Source organism: Parageobacillus sp. NEAU-HV-2 (genome assembly GCF_059115485.1).
On the sequence record NZ_JBXUJJ010000005.1, the window covers coordinates 206,821 to 223,068 of the forward strand.

At 42.8% G+C, this 16,248-nt stretch carries 20 protein-coding genes; 13 read left to right on the plus strand and 7 right to left on the minus strand.

The window, feature by feature from the left end; translation table 11 throughout:
• Window positions 1-39 precede the first annotated feature (39 nt).
• The 4 genes from AC1WMD_RS10685 (at window position 40) to thrB (ending at window position 4,487) form a co-directional block, all read left to right on the plus strand.
• Complete coding sequence (locus AC1WMD_RS10685; RefSeq protein ID WP_043905919.1) at window positions 40-1,032, plus strand: 2-hydroxyacid dehydrogenase; 993 nt, start codon at window positions 40-42, stop codon at window positions 1,030-1,032.
• A gap of 184 nt (window positions 1,033-1,216) precedes the next feature.
• The gene (locus tag AC1WMD_RS10690; RefSeq protein ID WP_494257157.1) at window positions 1,217-2,515 is read left to right on the plus strand and encodes a homoserine dehydrogenase; all 1,299 of its coding nucleotides are present in this window, start codon (window positions 1,217-1,219) and stop codon (window positions 2,513-2,515) included.
• Window positions 2,515-3,576, plus strand: a complete 1,062-nt coding sequence (thrC, locus tag AC1WMD_RS10695; protein ID WP_043905917.1) for a threonine synthase — start codon at window positions 2,515-2,517, stop codon at window positions 3,574-3,576. The genes AC1WMD_RS10690 and thrC overlap by 1 nt, the downstream gene beginning before the upstream one ends.
• Window positions 3,573-4,487 carry a homoserine kinase gene (gene thrB, locus AC1WMD_RS10700; protein WP_043905916.1) on the plus strand — a complete coding sequence of 305 codons (915 nt, stop codon included), beginning with the start codon at window positions 3,573-3,575 and terminating at the stop codon, window positions 4,485-4,487. The genes thrC and thrB overlap by 4 nt, the downstream gene beginning before the upstream one ends.
• Window positions 4,488-4,519: 32 nt before the next feature.
• On the opposite strand, the gene AC1WMD_RS10705 is transcribed toward thrB, so the two are convergent.
• Complete coding sequence (locus AC1WMD_RS10705) at window positions 4,520-4,756, minus strand: NifU family protein (RefSeq protein ID WP_015864965.1); 237 nt, start codon at window positions 4,754-4,756, stop codon at window positions 4,520-4,522.
• A gap of 95 nt (window positions 4,757-4,851) precedes the next feature.
• On the opposite strand from AC1WMD_RS10705, the gene AC1WMD_RS10710 reads away from it, so the two are divergent.
• A complete protein-coding gene (locus AC1WMD_RS10710) occupies window positions 4,852-5,175 on the plus strand; it encodes a YuzD family protein (protein ID WP_043905915.1) in 324 nt (107 codons plus the stop codon).
• A 178-nt stretch (window positions 5,176-5,353) separates the two neighbouring features.
• On the opposite strand, the gene AC1WMD_RS10715 is transcribed toward AC1WMD_RS10710, so the two are convergent.
• The 3 genes from AC1WMD_RS10715 to AC1WMD_RS10725 form a co-directional block, all read right to left on the minus strand.
• Window positions 5,354-5,902 carry a helix-turn-helix domain-containing protein gene (locus AC1WMD_RS10715; RefSeq protein WP_043905914.1) on the minus strand — a complete coding sequence of 183 codons (549 nt, stop codon included), beginning with the start codon at window positions 5,900-5,902 and terminating at the stop codon, window positions 5,354-5,356.
• A gap of 13 nt (window positions 5,903-5,915) precedes the next feature.
• Window positions 5,916-6,899, minus strand: a complete 984-nt coding sequence (locus AC1WMD_RS10720) for an alpha/beta hydrolase (protein ID WP_043905913.1) — start codon at window positions 6,897-6,899, stop codon at window positions 5,916-5,918.
• Window positions 6,900-7,169: 270 nt separating this feature from the next.
• Window positions 7,170-8,240 (minus strand): NAD(P)/FAD-dependent oxidoreductase, encoded by a 1,071-nt coding sequence (locus AC1WMD_RS10725; protein ID WP_043905912.1) that lies wholly within the window; start codon window positions 8,238-8,240, stop codon window positions 7,170-7,172.
• A gap of 190 nt (window positions 8,241-8,430) precedes the next feature.
• Here AC1WMD_RS10725 and AC1WMD_RS10730 point away from each other — a divergent pair, with 190 nt between their 5' ends.
• The 3 genes from AC1WMD_RS10730 to erpA all read left to right on the plus strand — a co-directional run bounded on the left by AC1WMD_RS10730 (window position 8,431) and on the right by erpA (window position 10,087).
• Window positions 8,431-8,670: a YuzB family protein gene (locus AC1WMD_RS10730; protein ID WP_043905911.1), complete on the plus strand. Its 240-nt coding sequence runs from the start codon at window positions 8,431-8,433 to the stop codon at window positions 8,668-8,670.
• Between the two features lie 143 nt (window positions 8,671-8,813).
• A complete protein-coding gene (gene dapF, locus AC1WMD_RS10735) occupies window positions 8,814-9,668 on the plus strand; it encodes a diaminopimelate epimerase (protein WP_043905910.1) in 855 nt (284 codons plus the stop codon).
• Between the two features lie 56 nt (window positions 9,669-9,724).
• Window positions 9,725-10,087 (plus strand): iron-sulfur cluster insertion protein ErpA, encoded by a 363-nt coding sequence (gene erpA / locus AC1WMD_RS10740; RefSeq protein WP_043905909.1) that lies wholly within the window; start codon window positions 9,725-9,727, stop codon window positions 10,085-10,087.
• Window positions 10,088-10,183: 96 nt separating this feature from the next.
• On the opposite strand, the gene AC1WMD_RS10745 is transcribed toward erpA, so the two are convergent.
• The 3 genes from AC1WMD_RS10745 to AC1WMD_RS10755 form a co-directional block, all read right to left on the minus strand.
• A complete protein-coding gene (locus AC1WMD_RS10745) occupies window positions 10,184-10,933 on the minus strand; it encodes a CAP domain-containing protein (protein ID WP_494257161.1) in 750 nt (249 codons plus the stop codon).
• 128 nt (window positions 10,934-11,061) lie between these two features.
• Window positions 11,062-11,517 carry a CBO0543 family protein gene (locus AC1WMD_RS10750; protein ID WP_494257162.1) on the minus strand — a complete coding sequence of 152 codons (456 nt, stop codon included), beginning with the start codon at window positions 11,515-11,517 and terminating at the stop codon, window positions 11,062-11,064.
• Between the two features lie 121 nt (window positions 11,518-11,638).
• On the minus strand, window positions 11,639-12,631 hold the full coding sequence (locus AC1WMD_RS10755) for an NAD(P)/FAD-dependent oxidoreductase (protein ID WP_043905908.1): 993 nt from the start codon (window positions 12,629-12,631) through the stop codon (window positions 11,639-11,641).
• Window positions 12,632-12,912: 281 nt separating this feature from the next.
• On the opposite strand from AC1WMD_RS10755, the gene AC1WMD_RS10760 reads away from it, so the two are divergent.
• The 5 genes from AC1WMD_RS10760 to spsC all read left to right on the plus strand — a co-directional run bounded on the left by AC1WMD_RS10760 (window position 12,913) and on the right by spsC (window position 16,242).
• On the plus strand, window positions 12,913-14,136 hold the full coding sequence (locus AC1WMD_RS10760) for an NAD(P)/FAD-dependent oxidoreductase (protein WP_043906645.1): 1,224 nt from the start codon (window positions 12,913-12,915) through the stop codon (window positions 14,134-14,136).
• Window positions 14,137-14,277: 141 nt separating this feature from the next.
• Window positions 14,278-14,775, plus strand: a complete 498-nt coding sequence (locus AC1WMD_RS10765) for an NUDIX domain-containing protein (protein ID WP_043905907.1) — start codon at window positions 14,278-14,280, stop codon at window positions 14,773-14,775.
• Between the two features lie 135 nt (window positions 14,776-14,910).
• Window positions 14,911-15,051, plus strand: a complete 141-nt coding sequence (locus AC1WMD_RS10770) for a YuiA family protein (RefSeq protein WP_043905906.1) — start codon at window positions 14,911-14,913, stop codon at window positions 15,049-15,051.
• A gap of 55 nt (window positions 15,052-15,106) precedes the next feature.
• Window positions 15,107-15,430: a YuiB family protein gene (locus AC1WMD_RS10775; RefSeq protein ID WP_043905905.1), complete on the plus strand. Its 324-nt coding sequence runs from the start codon at window positions 15,107-15,109 to the stop codon at window positions 15,428-15,430.
• 101 nt (window positions 15,431-15,531) lie between these two features.
• Window positions 15,532-16,242 carry a stationary phase survival protein SpsC gene (gene spsC, locus AC1WMD_RS10780; RefSeq protein ID WP_494257164.1) on the plus strand — a complete coding sequence of 237 codons (711 nt, stop codon included), beginning with the start codon at window positions 15,532-15,534 and terminating at the stop codon, window positions 16,240-16,242.
• The last annotated feature ends 6 nt before the right edge of the window (window positions 16,243-16,248 follow it).

Below are 16,248 nucleotides of genomic sequence, written 5' to 3' on the forward strand. Positions count from 1 at the left end.
ATAAGATAAGGGAAAAACATTGAGGGGGAAGGTGGAGGTATGAAGCGGCCGTATGTGTTTATTACAAGAAAGTTGCCGGAGGAGATTATCGCACCGATGAAAGAAATTGCCGAAATAGCGATGTGGCCGCATGATGACGTACCGGTTCCGCGCGATGTCCTAATGGACGAGGCGAAGAAAGCGGATGCGTTGTTGACGATGGTGGCAGATATGGTGGATGAGGCCATATTGGATGCTGGAAAGCGGCTAAAAGTCGTGGCGAACATGGGCGTCGGCTTTGATAATATCGATGTGCGGGCCGCGACGAAACGCGGCATCGCCGTTTGCAATACTCCTGATGTATTGACCGATACAACCGCTGACTTGACGTTTGCCTTATTGCTGGCTACCGCCCGCCGCATGGTGGAAGCGGCACAGTTTATCAAAGATGGGAAGTGGAAAAGCTGGAGCCCGTTTCTGCTGGCCGGGGTGGATGTTCACCATAAAACGATTGGGATTGTCGGTATGGGGAATATTGGAAAAGCGGTCGCCAAACGAGCCTTTGGTTTTGATATGAATGTGTTGTATCACAATCGTTCCCGCAACATCGAAGCGGAAAAGCAGCTTGGAGCTACATATTGTTCTTTTGAGGAGCTGTTAGAAAGAGCGGATTTTGTTGTTTGCCTGACACCGCTGACAAATGAGACGCGTCATATGTTTAACAAAGAAGCATTCCGCAAAATGAAACGGTCTGCGATATTTATCAATGCATCGAGAGGAGCAGTTGTGGATGAACAAGCGTTATATGAGGCGCTTGTCAGCCGGGAAATCGCAGGAGCAGGATTAGATGTGTTTGAGCAGGAGCCGATTGATGCATCGCATCCATTGCTGGCCCTTCCAAACGTTGTGGCCCTTCCACATATTGGGAGTGCAACAAAAGAAACTCGGACAAAGATGATGGAGCTATGTTGCCGTAATATTATTGCCATATTAACTGGAAACCAGCCTGAAACGCTGGTCAATAAAGAATGGAGTTTGCGGTCCTTTACATAATGTGCGGTCCTAGGCAGCAGGGCTGCTTGTTTTTTACAAAAAAATTATCTGAATTTCCTTGATATTAATCATTTTCTGTATTGGATGGTAAAATTAACGATTGCCAAAAAAAGCAATATCTTTTATAATGTCTACTATAAAAATACAAATGTCTACCATAGATAAACAGAAAGGGCGGGGGAATATGGAAAAGCCAATCTTGGTTGGATTATTAGGATTAGGTACTGTTGGAAGCGGGGTTGTAAAAATTATTGAGAATCATCAAGAACGGCTGATGCATCAAGTAGGATGTCCGGTGCAAGTCAAAAAAATCCTTGTCCGGGATATATATAAAAAGCGGGATGTTCAGGTCGACCCAGCGCTGTTGACCACGAACATCGCAGACGTCATTGATGATCCGGAGATTGACGTCATTATTGAAGTGATGGGCGGAATTGAAGAAACGCGGCAATATTTGCTGCGGGCGCTGCGGCAAGGAAAGCATGTAGTGACGGCAAATAAAGATTTAATGGCTCTGTATGGGTCAGAGTTATTAAACGTAGCGGCGGAACACCATTGCGATTTGTTCTATGAAGCAAGCGTTGCCGGGGGAATTCCGATTTTGCGCAGTCTTGTTGACGGGCTTGCCTCCGATCGCATTACGAAACTGATGGGGATTGTCAACGGAACAACGAACTATATTTTGACGAAAATGTGCAAATACGGAGCTTCTTATGAAGACGTACTGGCAGAAGCGCAAGCGCTCGGATATGCAGAAGCGGATCCAACCGCGGATGTCGAGGGATTAGACGCGGCGCGGAAAATGGCGATTTTGGCGCGGCTTGGCTTTTCGATGAACATTGATTTAGAAGACGTGCAAGTGAAGGGAATTACCTCGATTACGGAAGAAGACCTTAATTACGGAAAGCGCCTCGGCTATACAATGAAATTAATTGGCATTGCCCATCGGGATGGAAACAAAGTAGAAGTCAGCGTCCAGCCGACCTTGCTTCCGGACTCTCATCCACTTGCTTCGGTCAATGATGAATACAATGCCGTTTATGTATATGGCGAAGCGGTTGGTGAAACGATGTTCTACGGACCGGGAGCGGGCAGCTTGCCGACAGCGACAGCGGTTGTGTCTGACTTAGTAGCCGTCATGAAAAACATGCGCTTAGGGGTAAATGGATGTAATGCCGTTGCTCCGCAATACGAAAAACAATTAAAATCTCCAGCGGAAATTTTCTCAAAATATTTTTTGCGTATTCACGTTAAAGACCAAGTCGGCGCATTTGCCAAAATTACGACCCTATTTTCCGAACGCGGCGTAAGTTTTGAGAAAATTTTGCAATTACCGTTAAAGGACAACAATCTTGCGGAAATTGTTATTGTGACGCACCGCGCCTCGCAGCAAGATTATGAGGAAATTTTACAGCAATTGCGCGACTTGGAAATCGTCCAGGAAGTGAAAAGTTCGTATCGCGTTGAAGGAGAGGGAAAATAATGGCATGGAAAGGATTGTTGCAGGCGTATCGGGAATTTTTGCCTGTCAATGAAAATACGCCGCTGCTTTCGTTAAATGAGGGAAACACGCCGCTTATCCCGCTTCCGCGTTTATCGGAAGAGCTAGGAATTGAGCTGTACGTCAAAGTCGAAGGAGCCAACCCGACGGGTTCGTTCAAGGATCGTGGAATGGTAATGGCGGTGGCAAAGGCGAAAGAAGCCGGCAGCCATACGATTATTTGCGCTTCGACAGGCAACACGTCCGCATCCGCTGCCGCCTACGCGGCAAGAGCAGGATTACGCTGCATTGTCGTCATCCCGAATGGTAAAATTGCGATGGGCAAGCTGGCACAGGCGGTTATGTATGGCGCCGAGATTTTTGCCATTGACGGCAACTTTGATGAAGCGCTGAAAATGGTGCGCCGTCTTAGCGATATTGCCCCGATAACCCTTGTCAATTCGGTTAACCCATACCGCATTGAAGGACAGAAAACGGCGGCGTTTGAAATTTGCGACCAGCTCGGCAAGGCGCCGGATGTGCTGGCGATTCCTGTCGGCAACGCCGGTAATATCACGGCGTATTGGAAAGGATTTAAAGAGTATCATGCGCTGAAGCAAACCGGGCTTCCGCAAATGCGCGGATTTGAAGCCGAAGGAGCGGCAGCGATCGTCCGCAATCAAGTCATTGAAAATCCGGAAACCGTGGCGACAGCGATCCGCATCGGCAATCCAGCCAGCTGGGAAAAAGCGGTTCAGGCGGCGGCAGAATCGCAAGGAAAAATCGATGAGGTGTCCGATGCAGAAATTTTAGCAGCGTATAAGCTGCTCGCAAGAAAAGAAGGCATTTTTGCGGAGCCCGCCTCCTGCGCATCGATTGCAGGAGTAATTAAACAACGAAAACGAAACGAAATTGAAAAAGGCAGCACCGTTGTTGCGGTGCTAACCGGAAATGGTTTAAAAGATCCGGCCATTGCGATGGAAACAGCGGAAATCGAGCCTGTTGTGCTCCCGAATGACGAAACGATCGTGCTCGAGCATCTCCAAGGAGTTGTCCATTCATGAAAGAAGATGAGATGTTAAAAATTATCGTGCCCGCGAGCACAGCAAACTTAGGACCCGGCTTTGATTCAGTCGGTCTTGCCGTCTCTCGCTATTTGACATTAGAAGTCAAACCGGCAGAGGAATGGAAGTTTATTCCCTGCTCTCCAGAAGTAAAGGGAATTCCAAAAGGAACGGAAAATTTAATTTACCAAGTGGCAAAGCAAGTGGCGGATACGTATGGATGTACGCTGCCAAGCTGTTCGGTTGATGTGTACAGCAATATTCCGTTTACGCGTGGTTTGGGCAGCAGTGCAGCAGCAGTTGTTGCCGGAATAGAACTAGCAGATGCGCTTGCTGATTTGGCGCTGACGCGCGGGCAAAAAATGCGGCTGGCCAGCTGCTACGAAGGTCATCCCGATAACGTCGGCGCCTCTTTATACGGAGGGCTTATCATCGGCTGTCACCGAGAGCAAGGGACCGATATCGTCCATATTTCCGATATCCAGTTGGATTTGGTCGCCGTCATTCCAGATTATGAATTAGAAACGAAAAAAGCGCGCAACGTATTGCCACAGCTGCTTGCGCGGGAAGAAGCGGTCGAGGCAAGCGCGGTCAGCAATGTGTTGATTGCTGCATTATTAACGAAAAACTGGGAGCTTGCCGGCAAAATGATGGCTGCCGATTTATTTCATCAGCCGTATCGGAAGGAATTAGTTCCGCATCTGCCGTTGGTACAGGTGTTGGCTTTGGAATACGGGGCGTTCGGTGTGGCGTTAAGCGGTGCGGGACCTACCGTTTTAGCCTTTACCGAACCTGGAAAAGGAGAGTATGTAAAAGAAAAGCTACGTCCTCATTTCCCGAATAGCGCCGTCGAATTATTAACGGTAGAACAAAAAGGAAGCCGGGTATACAAACTGGCGCTAGAAAAATAACAGCGGTCTCCAAAAGGAAACCGCTGTTATTTTTAAAATACTTGCTCTACTTCCACGACGCCTGGTACTTCTTCTAAAAGAGCGCGCTCGATTCCGGCTTTTAATGTGATGGTTGAGCTTGGGCAGCTTCCGCATGCGCCAAGGAGGCGTAATTTGACAACGCCGTCTTCGACGTCAATTAATTCGCAGTCTCCGCCATCGCGAAGTAGAAACGGACGCAGTTTATCTAGAACTTCTTGCACTTGTTCTTTGATTTCTTGATCGGTCATTGTTATCGACTCCTTTCTTTAACTTTATTATAATCATGATAACGAAAAAAATCTAATGATAAATGTTGTTTTTATCATATGAAAGGTGGAAATATATGACGTTTAAGCAGGTAGAAATATGCGTATATGGTGCAGATATCACTTGCCCATCTTGCGTGCAGCTGCCTTCTTCGAAAGAAACATATGAGTGGCTGGAAGCAGCGATTAAACGGAAATACCCAGATCAACCGTTTTCTATTACCTATGTGGATATTTTCAACCCGCCGGAAGAGGATGAAGAGAAACGAGAATTTGCGCGCAAAGTCATCGAAGAAGATTTGTTTTACCCCGTTGTTGTTATTGAAGGCGTGATTGTCGGGGAAGGAAATCCAAAGCTAAAGGCCATTTATGCAGAAATGGAAAAGTACGGCTATCGCTAGGAAAAAGGATCTTTGCTAAAGATCCCTCTGTTCACAAAATGGGTTTCAGACATTGGTCTGAAACCCATCCAGCTTGCCAACTTTGTTGGCAAGCTGGAATCCCTGCCGTTTGGCAGGGATTTTTTATTTTAGTGGTATAGAAATATCAAGGGGGGTTTAGTAAAGAACCTAAATTTTATCAATGCTTTACTCTTTCTTCTGATTCTGGCATGATAATCGAAGTGAAAATTCTCTTTTTTCGTTGTGGAGATGGTTTGTTATTCATCAATTTTTTCATCTCCTCATTAACAGTTTTAGCAAATTGGAAAAACTCTTCATCACTTGCATAAAATCGAACTTGCCGAAAACCCACTCCATCTTTTATTAAATCAATTTCCTTTTGACTTAAATATCTTTCATAATCAGCTAAAATATTTGCGATAAATCTCATAAATATGTTCATATGCTCTTCACGACTCAATGACTGTAAATCTTCGTTTGTCAATCCACTCGACTCATTTGGCAAAGCATAAACTTTTTCAATCGTTCCCCGTATTTTTCTTTCTTCGACGATTTTAATCAATTCTGCTTCTTCTAGTTTTTTTATATGGCGATATAAAGAGGCTTGTGGAACTTCTGGTAGAAATTCCATTATCTCTTGCACAGTTAGACGTTTCCCGCCGATAAGTGATTGAATGATCCGGATTCGAATTGGATGTAAAATAAGATCTGCTTTTGTTTCTTTCATATAAAGCACCTCATCATTTTTTATTCAGTAAGTGGTGATGATTCACTTTTGTAATGTAATGGTTATTTAACCATTTTTGTAAACAAAAACACAACTCATCATGTAATGGTTTACTTGCGTTTTCCTTATATATCTTTTTTATTTTTAAAATATTGACTTCATCCTCTTGTTTCTTTAGTACATGATCCATATTTTTAATTGTATAATACTCTAAATCTCCCTTCACTAATTTCGGCAGTCTATTTAATTTTTCTGGGTCTGCTTGGATATCTTTATCCCCTGTAATCGCTAAAATTGGGCATTCTACTTTTTCGAGGTCTTGAAGAACATCATACTGTAAATGCTCTCTAAACCATTTTGCATTGATTTTCTGAAATTGGACTTTTATGACATCTTTATCTGTTTGCAATATTTTATTAAAAAGTGCTTTTGCCTTTTTCTCATTTTTTTGTTCAATATTTAACATTCGAATAAGCTTTCCTTTAAACCCTTTTAGATTGTTTAATGCTTGATAAGCGAGCTTTCTTTGTCTTAATAAAGCTTCTTGTAACCGTTCTCCTGCGCCGGCTAGCAAAATAAGTCCATGTATTTGCTCGATTGTGTTTAATGCTACCGCAAGCGTGGTCCCTTCACTATGCCCTAATACGATAATTCGCTGATCGTCCACTAATGGATGATTTTTTAAAAATTGAACAGCGCTTTTTGCGTCATAAACGAGATCCCACATTCCTGTTGAAAAATAATCTCCCTCACTCTCACCAATCCCTCTTTTATCATAGCGTAAAGTAATAAAACCTAATGAAGTGATAAAGGATGCTAACTGCTTATACAAATTCAATTGTAATTTTCCTTTTGCATCGTTACCATCTCGATTTAACGGCCCTGATCCAGAAAGAATCAAAACAGCAGGATATTTTATTTTTTTTTCATTTAACATTGATAGCGTCCCTTTTAATATGTTGCCACTGCTTTCAAAAGAAATAGGTTGTTCAATCATTTTAAAACTCCCCTTTATTATTATTATTGATAATGATAATAATAATATATTCTAATCATTACTTTGAAGTCAACTTTTTATAATTGTCTTTTTCAAAAAATGTAATTTCTCTACCTCCTCCTTTATTAAAGGAGAAATAAGGAGCTAATGCCTCTTTAATGTTTCAAGGAGGTAAGTTATATAGCAAATAAAGAGGCGGAGATCATGCTCCGCCTTTTTGCAACGATATAATATATCAATGGTTTTATAGGTATTTTGCTTCGTTTTGAATTAATAACCGTTATGGTATTTGTACATCCACAATACTCCCGATTTTAGCAGCCGAGGTACTCTGCCGGTAATCGGGCGGTCGGCAACCAGTCCGAATCCGTGTTTTTTGCCGAGCGAACCGAGAATTCCTTTTAGTTTAATCGGTGGAAACTCGCTTGGTGGCTCTTCCCCGTTCCAGCGACTTTGCAATACTTGAACGATTTGCTCAGCCTGCGCTTCAGCAAGCTGCGCGCTCGGAGAATGCGGCAAGCTTGCGCAATCGCCAACAACGTATACGTTTTCGTATTCGGGAATATGATGCTGTTTTGTTAAAATAATGCGCCCTTGCTTATCTTTTTCCACCGGAAGCTCGCGGACCACGCGATTTGGTTGAATCCCGGCCGTCCAAACGATGACATCGCAATGAACAGGTTGATCGTGGTTGTACAGCGTATGTTCTTCCACTTTTGTCACGTTTGAACAGCGGACGATTTCAATATCATGTTCGGCAAACCAGCTTTCCACATAGTCGCTGAGCCGTTTCGGAAACATTGGCAAAATGCGTTCGCCGCGGTCAAACAGCTTAATGTGTAAATCCGGCCGGCTTTCTGCAAGTTCGCTCGCTAATTCGACGCCGCTTAATCCCGCGCCGACAATGCCGACGACAGCGCCAGGCGGCAGATTATTTAACGCTTCATAGGCTGCGCGCGCCTTCTCGATCGATTGAATGCTGTGAGTGAACGTTTCCGCTCCTGGAACGCCGTGGTACTTATCTTCACAACCTAATCCAATGACTAAATCATCATAGGAAACATTGCTTCCGTCCTTCAATTGTACACGTTGTTCGTCGAGATCAATGTGTACAACTTCGCCGAAACAGTAGGTAAGACGTGGATGCTCCGGAAATGGAACGCGAATGTGATGGTCGCTGATCGTGCCTGCTGCGAGTGCATAATACTCCGTTTTTAAACAATGATATGGAATACGGTCGACGAGGGTAATATGAACATCTTCCGGTAAATGATTCGGGAGGAGGCGGTGTAAAATCCGCATGTTTCCATATCCTCCGCCAAGCAATACAAGATGTCTCATCGTGAAAATCCCCTTTGATGATTTTATCAAGCGCAAATGCCATAAAAAAGTATATCGAAATTATGACAAAATAACAACAATTTTGTCATAAGAATTGACAAATTGCTATCTCATCCATAACGAGGTGTATCGTTTGACGTTTGCGGAAAAAATCGCTACGATGAAAGACAGTAGGAAGGTGAGAAAAGCAATGATTAAGCCTATTATTGAATTTTGCATTAGCAATTTGGCAAGCGGGTCGCAAAAAGCGTTAGAAATATTAGAAAAAGATCCTAATTTGGATATTATCGAGTACAGCTGTCTCAGCTACTGCACCCAGTGTGCAGAAAAGCTTTTCGCTTTAGTAAATGGGGAGTTTGTCAGCGGAGAAACTCCTGAACAGTTAGTGGAAAACATTTACCGTTACTTAGAGGAAAACCCGATGTTTTAACGATAAACGCTGATCAAAAAAAGAGGATGTCTCACGCGACATCCTCTTTTAAGGTGTATATGAAAAAACGGGGGATATTCTCATTGTGTCCCATTTATTTTTTCTTTATACTTATAAATAAAAAATTTTTTGAGGAGGACGCAATGAATCAATTTTCGTTTACGAAAATGCATGGACTGGGCAATAGTTATATATATGTCAATATGTTTGAAGAGACGATCCCAGAATCACTATTGTCATCGCTGGCGATGAAAGTATCAAACGTAAATACGGGAATCGGGGCGGACGGAATGATTCTTATTTGCCCATCGGATATCGCTCCCGTAAAGATGCGGATTTTCAACAGCGACGGTTCGGAAGGAAAAAATTGCGGCAACGGCTTGCGCTGCGTTGCCAAATATGTTTATGAACATGGTATCGTTCAAAAACCATCCTTTTTTATTGAAACGTTATCCGGGCTCGTGAAGGCAGACGTAACGGTAGAAAATGGAGCGGTGACAAGCGTGACCGTGGATATGGGGAAGCCGCGTTTAAAGCGAAGCCAAATCCCGATGGCCGGTCCGGAGGCGGAACGAGTAGTGGCCGAACCGTTTGAAGTCGGTGGGCAACGGTATGAAATTACAGCTGTTTCGATGGGAAATCCACATGTCATTTTTTACGTGGATGATATTACGAAAGCGCCGGTAACGACGCTCGGTCCGATTGTCGAAAAGGATAAGCGCTTTCCGGAAGGGGTCAACGTGGAGTTTGTGGAAGTAATCAACGACCATGAGCTTCATTTCCGCGTATGGGAACGCGGCTCTGGTGTGACACAGGCGTGTGGTACAGGGGCTTGCGCTGCGGTTGTGGCCTCCGTTTTAAACGGAAAAACAGCCCGAGATAAAGAAACGCTCGTCCATTTGGCTGGGGGAGATTTAATCATTACGTGGACAGAGGAAGGAAACGTACGGATGACAGGACCGGCGGAAACGATTTGCACAGGTGTATATTATTATTAATTGAGCAATCACCGGGGAAATCAGTATACTATAAATAAAATGAAGGAGGGATATGCATGTCGGATATTATTACATTGACAGAAGCAGCGGCGTTTCAAATTAAAGATATGATGAAAGAGCAGGAAGAAGAAGGTGCATACCTTCGCGTTGGCGTCAAAGGTGGGGGCTGCAGCGGGCTATCGTACGGAATGGGATTTGACCACGAACGTCACGAAGATGATTATGAATTCGAGCAACATGGCATTAAAATTCTCGTCGATAAAGAAAGCGCCCTGATTTTGCAAGGAACGGTCATCGACTATAAACAATCGTTGCTCGGCGGCGGCTTTACGATTAACAATCCCAATGCCATCGCTACCTGCGGTTGCGGCTCATCGTTCAGAACAGCGACCAATGCGGGTACGCCGGAACAGTGCTAAACGGTTAAACGGTGATATATCAAGGGGTTTGAATAATTATATATGGGTTCAAAAAGGGGAGCCGAATATTTGGGCTCCCTTTTTATTATCTATTCATTATTTACCCACAAACATTTGCGTCCAGATATTTTCAGATTGCTCAAAACCTACTCCAATGTGAGTAAACTGTCTATTCAAAATATTTGCTCTGTGACCAGGGCTGTTCATCCAAGCTGTAACAACCTCTTGTGGAGTACGTTGGCCTTTAGCAATGTTTTCACCCGCTGTTTTGTAAGTAACACCAAAATCCCTCATCATGTCAAACGGAGAACCATAAGTCGGACTTGTATGTGAGAAATAATGGTTTTGTTGCATATCCTGTGATTTCTTCTGAGCCACAGCACTTAGCTGAGCATCCACTTTTAAAGCAGGAAGACCTGCTCGAGCTCTTTCTCTGTTCGTTAATTCAATTACTTGTTGAGCATATTGACTGATTCCTGCAGAAGTTTGAGCTTGCTGTTGCTGAGTTGGTGTCTGTTGTTCAGGTTGAGTTTGTTGCTGTTGTGTTGGCGTTTGATTTGGTGATGGTGTATATTGTCTTCTCAGCTGATTCAATTGTTGCTGAATCCTTGCATGTAACTCAGCTGCTTGTTTAGGGTCCACCTCAACAAATTTGTACTTTGCTTCTTGGACCAATATCGATCTTGTATGAGGATATTTGTTACTTGGTATTAACGTGTACGAAGCTGAAATATTCATATTTTGGTTATCATGATTGTCATTACGCTCTGTATCCATTGCGTTACACGCTGCAAGTCCCATTACTAGGGCAGAAGTTACGAAAAAGCCAGTCACTTTCTTTATCAATCGTAACGCCTCCTAAAGGTATGATTTTTACACCTTTAGTTTTTATATCTTTGACAGAAAGTAAAGATGGGAATAACTGTGATAAATGGGAGTTGGGGAATAAAAGCGAGTTACGCGAATCCCAACATTCACGATTTTGATGTTAACCAACGAACAAATTTGAGGTGCCATATGAGCATTCCATAAAGAAACGGATATAATATGGCGGAATACCATAAATTCCATTTAGCATGATGCAAAAAGTTTGCTTTCAGCGCGATCCATTCGTAAAAGGTAGAGAAGGTGGACCAAAAAAGCAAATATAAAATTTTTGCTTTTTTTGAACCGTGATAAGGATACCAGTTTATGATAAGCATAATAGCAGCAGGATATATTCCAAAAAGTACTAATAAAGTTTTTCCTTCAATGAAATAAGGTTCAAAAAAGTAATACCAATTATATTTATCAGTAAATCGATCGACAAGTGCGGAAACAAATAAACCGAATAAAATGGAAGAGTAATATTCATATGGAAGTAATTTCTTTTTCATGAGAAAAGCAGCAAGATTAAAGAGAAAAATGGAAATAAAAAGAGTAACCACCATTATTCACCTCAAGTTTATTATTGCGTTGGTGGGATATATTGATACTTACAAAAAAAGAAGGTGTCCCAAAAGTGATCACTATTGGGACACCTTCCTTTCATTTGCGAACATGCTGGGAAAACTAGAACAATGAAGTGGAATGGGCCGGCTGCATTCTTGCCGTTGGATCGATATACGTTTTTGCGCTGCTGATTGCAATCGGTGCTTCGCCGAAGCCGCAGGCGATCAGTTTGATTTTGCCTTCATATGTGCAAATGTCGCCAGCTGCGTAAACACCAGGAATATTCGTTTCCATTTTTGAATTGACTTTGATCGAGTTTTTCTCAATTTCGAGTCCCCAATTTTTAATCGGTCCAAGCGAAGAGATAAAACCATAGTTGACAATGACTGCATCTACCTCGACCGTTTCCTTTGTGCCGTCTTTTACATGCTCCAATACGACTTGACGAATGCCGTCTTCATCACCGATTAATTCTACAGGGACGAATGGAGTTTTGACATTCACCTTTGACTTCATTAATAATTCCACACTATGTTCATGAGCGCGGAATTTATCGCGGCGATGGACAATGGTAACGCTTTCCGCGATCGGCTCAAGCATCAACGACCAGTCAACCGCCGAATCTCCACCGCCGCAGACGAGCACGCGTTTTCCTTGAAATTGATGTAAGTCGCTAATAAAGTAATGCAAATTTTTTCCCTCATATTTTGCAGCGCTTTCTAGCTCGAGGCGCCGAGGCTGAAACGCACCGTTTCCCGCTGTAATAATAACGGTTTTCGAATAATGTATTTCTTTATTTGTCGTTAATTTAAAAGTGCCGTCTGCCAATTTCTCTAACGTTTCTACCGACTGTTCAAGGCAGACGGTCGGTGAGAACATTTCCATTTGCTCTTTTAACTGATTGACTAGTTCCTGAGCGCGAATTTTTGGAAATCCGGCGACATCATATATGTATTTTTCAGGATAAAGGGCAGCCAACTGCCCGCCTAATTGTGGCAAGCTTTCGATAATTTTGACACTCATTTGCCGCAATCCGCCGTAAAAAGCCGCAAACAATCCGATCGGTCCGCCACCTATAATAGTGACATCATATACTTTTTGGTCCTCTTTCATAATCGGTGATTCCTCCCCACAAATAAAATGACATACATCATTTCTATCATACCATAAAAGACTTTGGTTATTGCGGCCATTTTAAAAACGTAAAAAAACGCTTGAAAAGATTGAAAAAAAGGTCTAATATGTTTTTGGGCATGTTGTTAATTTTTTTTGACAATTGTTCGACATTTTTTTGTCGGATAACGTGAATAATTTCACAAACTTTGTTCGATAAAAATGTGCACGGCGGTAAAAGCTATAAAAAAACAAACGGTAAAAAATTAAAAAGGGTGGAAGTGATTCAATTGAAAAAAGCAAATGTTGTAATTTTAGGTGCTGGTTATGGTGGGTTAATGACAACGGTACGATTGCAAAAACTTGTTGGGGCAAATGAGGCAAACATTACATTAGTGAACAAAAATGACTACCATTACGAAACAACATGGCTTCACGAAGCATCTGCTGGAACGTTGCATCATGATCGTGTTCGCTACCCAATTAGCGATGTCATCGATCGCAACAAAGTAAATTTCATTCAAGACACGGTTGTCAAAATAATTCCGGATGAAAAGAAAGTGTTGATGAAAAACGGAGAACTTACGTATGACTATTTAGTGGTTGCACTTGGATTTGAATCCGAAACATTTGGCATTAAAGGATTAAAAGAATACGCTTTTTCGATTGCTAATGTCGATTCGGCAAGACAAATCCGCGAACATATTGAGTATCAATTTGCAACGTATAATACGGAAGAAGAAAAGAAAGACGAACGCCTCACGATTGTCGTCGGAGGAGCTGGATTTACCGGTATTGAGTTTTTAGGAGAACTGGTAAACCGTGTTCCTGAATTGTGCCGCGAATATGATATTGACCCGCATAAAGTCCGCATTATTTGCGTCGAGGCAGCACCGACTGCGCTCCCTGGCTTTGATCCGGAGTTGGTGGAATATGCAGTCAGCCAATTGGAGCGTAAAGGGGTTGAATTCAAAATCGGTACGGCGATTAAAGAATGTACGCCAGATGGCATTATTGTCGCCAAAGGGGATGACGTCGAGGAAATTAAAGCTGGTACGGTCGTATGGGCGGCTGGTGTGCGCGGAAGCCGCGTCATTGATGAATCCGGTTTTGAAGCGATGCGAGGCCGCGTGAAGGTAGATCCGTTCTTGCGCGTTCCTGGACACGAAGAAATCTTTATTGTCGGTGACTGTTCTCTCGTCATTAATGAAGAAACAAATCGTCCATATCCGCCGACTGCGCAAATTGCCATGCAGCAAGGTGAGCTATGTGCGAAAAACTTGGCCGTGCTGATCCGCGGACAAGGAGAACTGCAACCGTTTAAGCCGGATATTAAAGGAACTGTCTGCTCCCTCGGCCATGACGATGCAATCGGAGTTGTATTCGGCAAGAAAATGTGGGGAGCAAAAGCAAGCTTTATGAAAAAAATGGTCGACAACCGTGCTCTTTATTTAATTGGTGGTTCTTCTCTTGTTATGAAAAAAGGAAAATTTAAATTTTTCTAATTCAAAGGGCAAACATCACTGTTTGCCCTTTTTGCATGGATAGAAATGTGCAGCAAAATAAATAATTTTGGCGAAAAGGATTATATTCTCACGTGTGTAGAAATATAACATAAACAACAAATAGAAAAGGGATGAGAAAAGATGGGAGAGAAACGTGGTAACGTATGGATTGCAGCCGCGGGATTGGTTGTCAATGAAGCGGATGAATGGCTGGTAGTCAAGAAAAAATATGGAGGATTGAAGGGGAAATGGTCGCTGCCGGCAGGGTTCGTGCAGCAAGGGGAAATGCTCGATGAGGCGGCCGTTCGCGAAATCAAGGAAGAAACAGGGATTGATGCGGAAGTCATCGGTTTTCTCGGGATGCGGACCGGCGTCATCCGTGATGAAGTGAGTGACAATATGGCGATCTTTTTGCTTCGTCCTTGTTCGCATACCATTACGGTGCAAACAAACGAGTTATTCGCCGCTGCCTTTTTAAGCAAACAAAGCTTGCGCGAAGATCCGCATACCTCTGGGCTGTTGCGTTATTTATTAGAGCTGGAGCCGTTTTCTTCTTTTCCACCTCATGACGGCTTAAACCCAGGGACACCATTTGGATATACGAAATATCGTCTATATTTTAAAAATTATAAATATTGAGTAATATAGAGAAAAAAGAAGCATACGGGCGATGTATCCGTTTACATCGCGATAAATGAAGAAAATCCCCTTTTTGATTTTACAGAAAATTTTGATATATTATCAAAAAATGATAAGGAAAATGGGGGATGAACAATGAAACATACAGAACAAACAGCATGCCCGTATTGCGACGGGCACGGATATGTTCAACTGCTATTAGGAGGCTCGGAAATTTGCTACGCTTGTTTAGGAACAGGATCCAAGCAAGAAAAACAGGCTGCTTCTAAAAATTGACTCCCGTAAGCCGATTCAGTACACTTAAAAGAGGTGTACTGGAGGTGAGACAGGGATGCAAATGAGTCTGCCGGTTGTCCTAATTTCCATGCTTTTATTTTTTGTATTATTTTTCGGCATTGGCTTTTTGCTGAATATGTTATTGCGCATGACTTGGATTATGGCGATTTTATGCCCGGTTGTATTTATATTTATTATTGATGATGTTCCATGGACGCGTTATTTTTCAAATCCAGCGGCCTCATTCTCTGCACTAAAACATAAAATATTGTCGCTCGCTCTGGCCGATATTTTAATTTTAAGCAGCGGATTTATCGGCGCGCTTTGCGCGGGATTTGCCATCCGCACATTACGGGCAAAGGGATATCAAATGTTTTAAGGCTTTCATCTTAGGATGAAAGCCTTTTTTGCCTCACTTTTCTCACAATGAATATTTCTATTTTTTCTGGAGATAAATAGAAGTGTGAGAGGAGTGAGGAGATGATTATTCTAAAGAATATAATAAGAAGAATCACAATGGCATTATTGTTCATCATAGCGTTGCTAACCACCTTTCAATCGATTTCAGGAGTGGAAGCTAAAACGGTTTTCAGCAAATTTTCCGACTCTTCATCATCATATCGAACAGGGTACCACTTTTTCGACAGATGGGATCATGGACAGTATGTTGCGATAGATCAACAGTGGAAGCGTTACGAGAAACGGAGAAATCCGAAAATTTCGTCTGAACAGATCGTGAATCAGTCGCTTCGTCTAGAAGAAGCGGTCGATTGGTCGAAGTATCCGTCCGTGGAGGTAGTCGCGACGGGATATACAGCGGGAGTAGAGTCAACAGGGAAAACTCCAGATCATCCGGAATATGGGATTACCTATTCCGGCGTGCGGGTAAAGCGGGATTTATATTCGACGATTGCCGCCGATTTAGATATATTTCCAATCGGCACGATTCTGTTCATTCCAGGGTATGGGTATGGAGTCGTCGCGGACAAAGGTGGAGCGATTAAAGGTCATCGCATTGACTTATATTATGATACAGTAGAGGATGTATACAAATATTGGGGGAAAAAGAAAGTGCAAGTGTATGTCGTCAAAAAAGGCGATGGAACGCTTTCGGAAGAAGAATTAAAACGGCTCAATGAGGATAAAACGATGCAAGTGTTCCGACAGCAATATTTGCAATCGAAAAGCTAAGGGCGG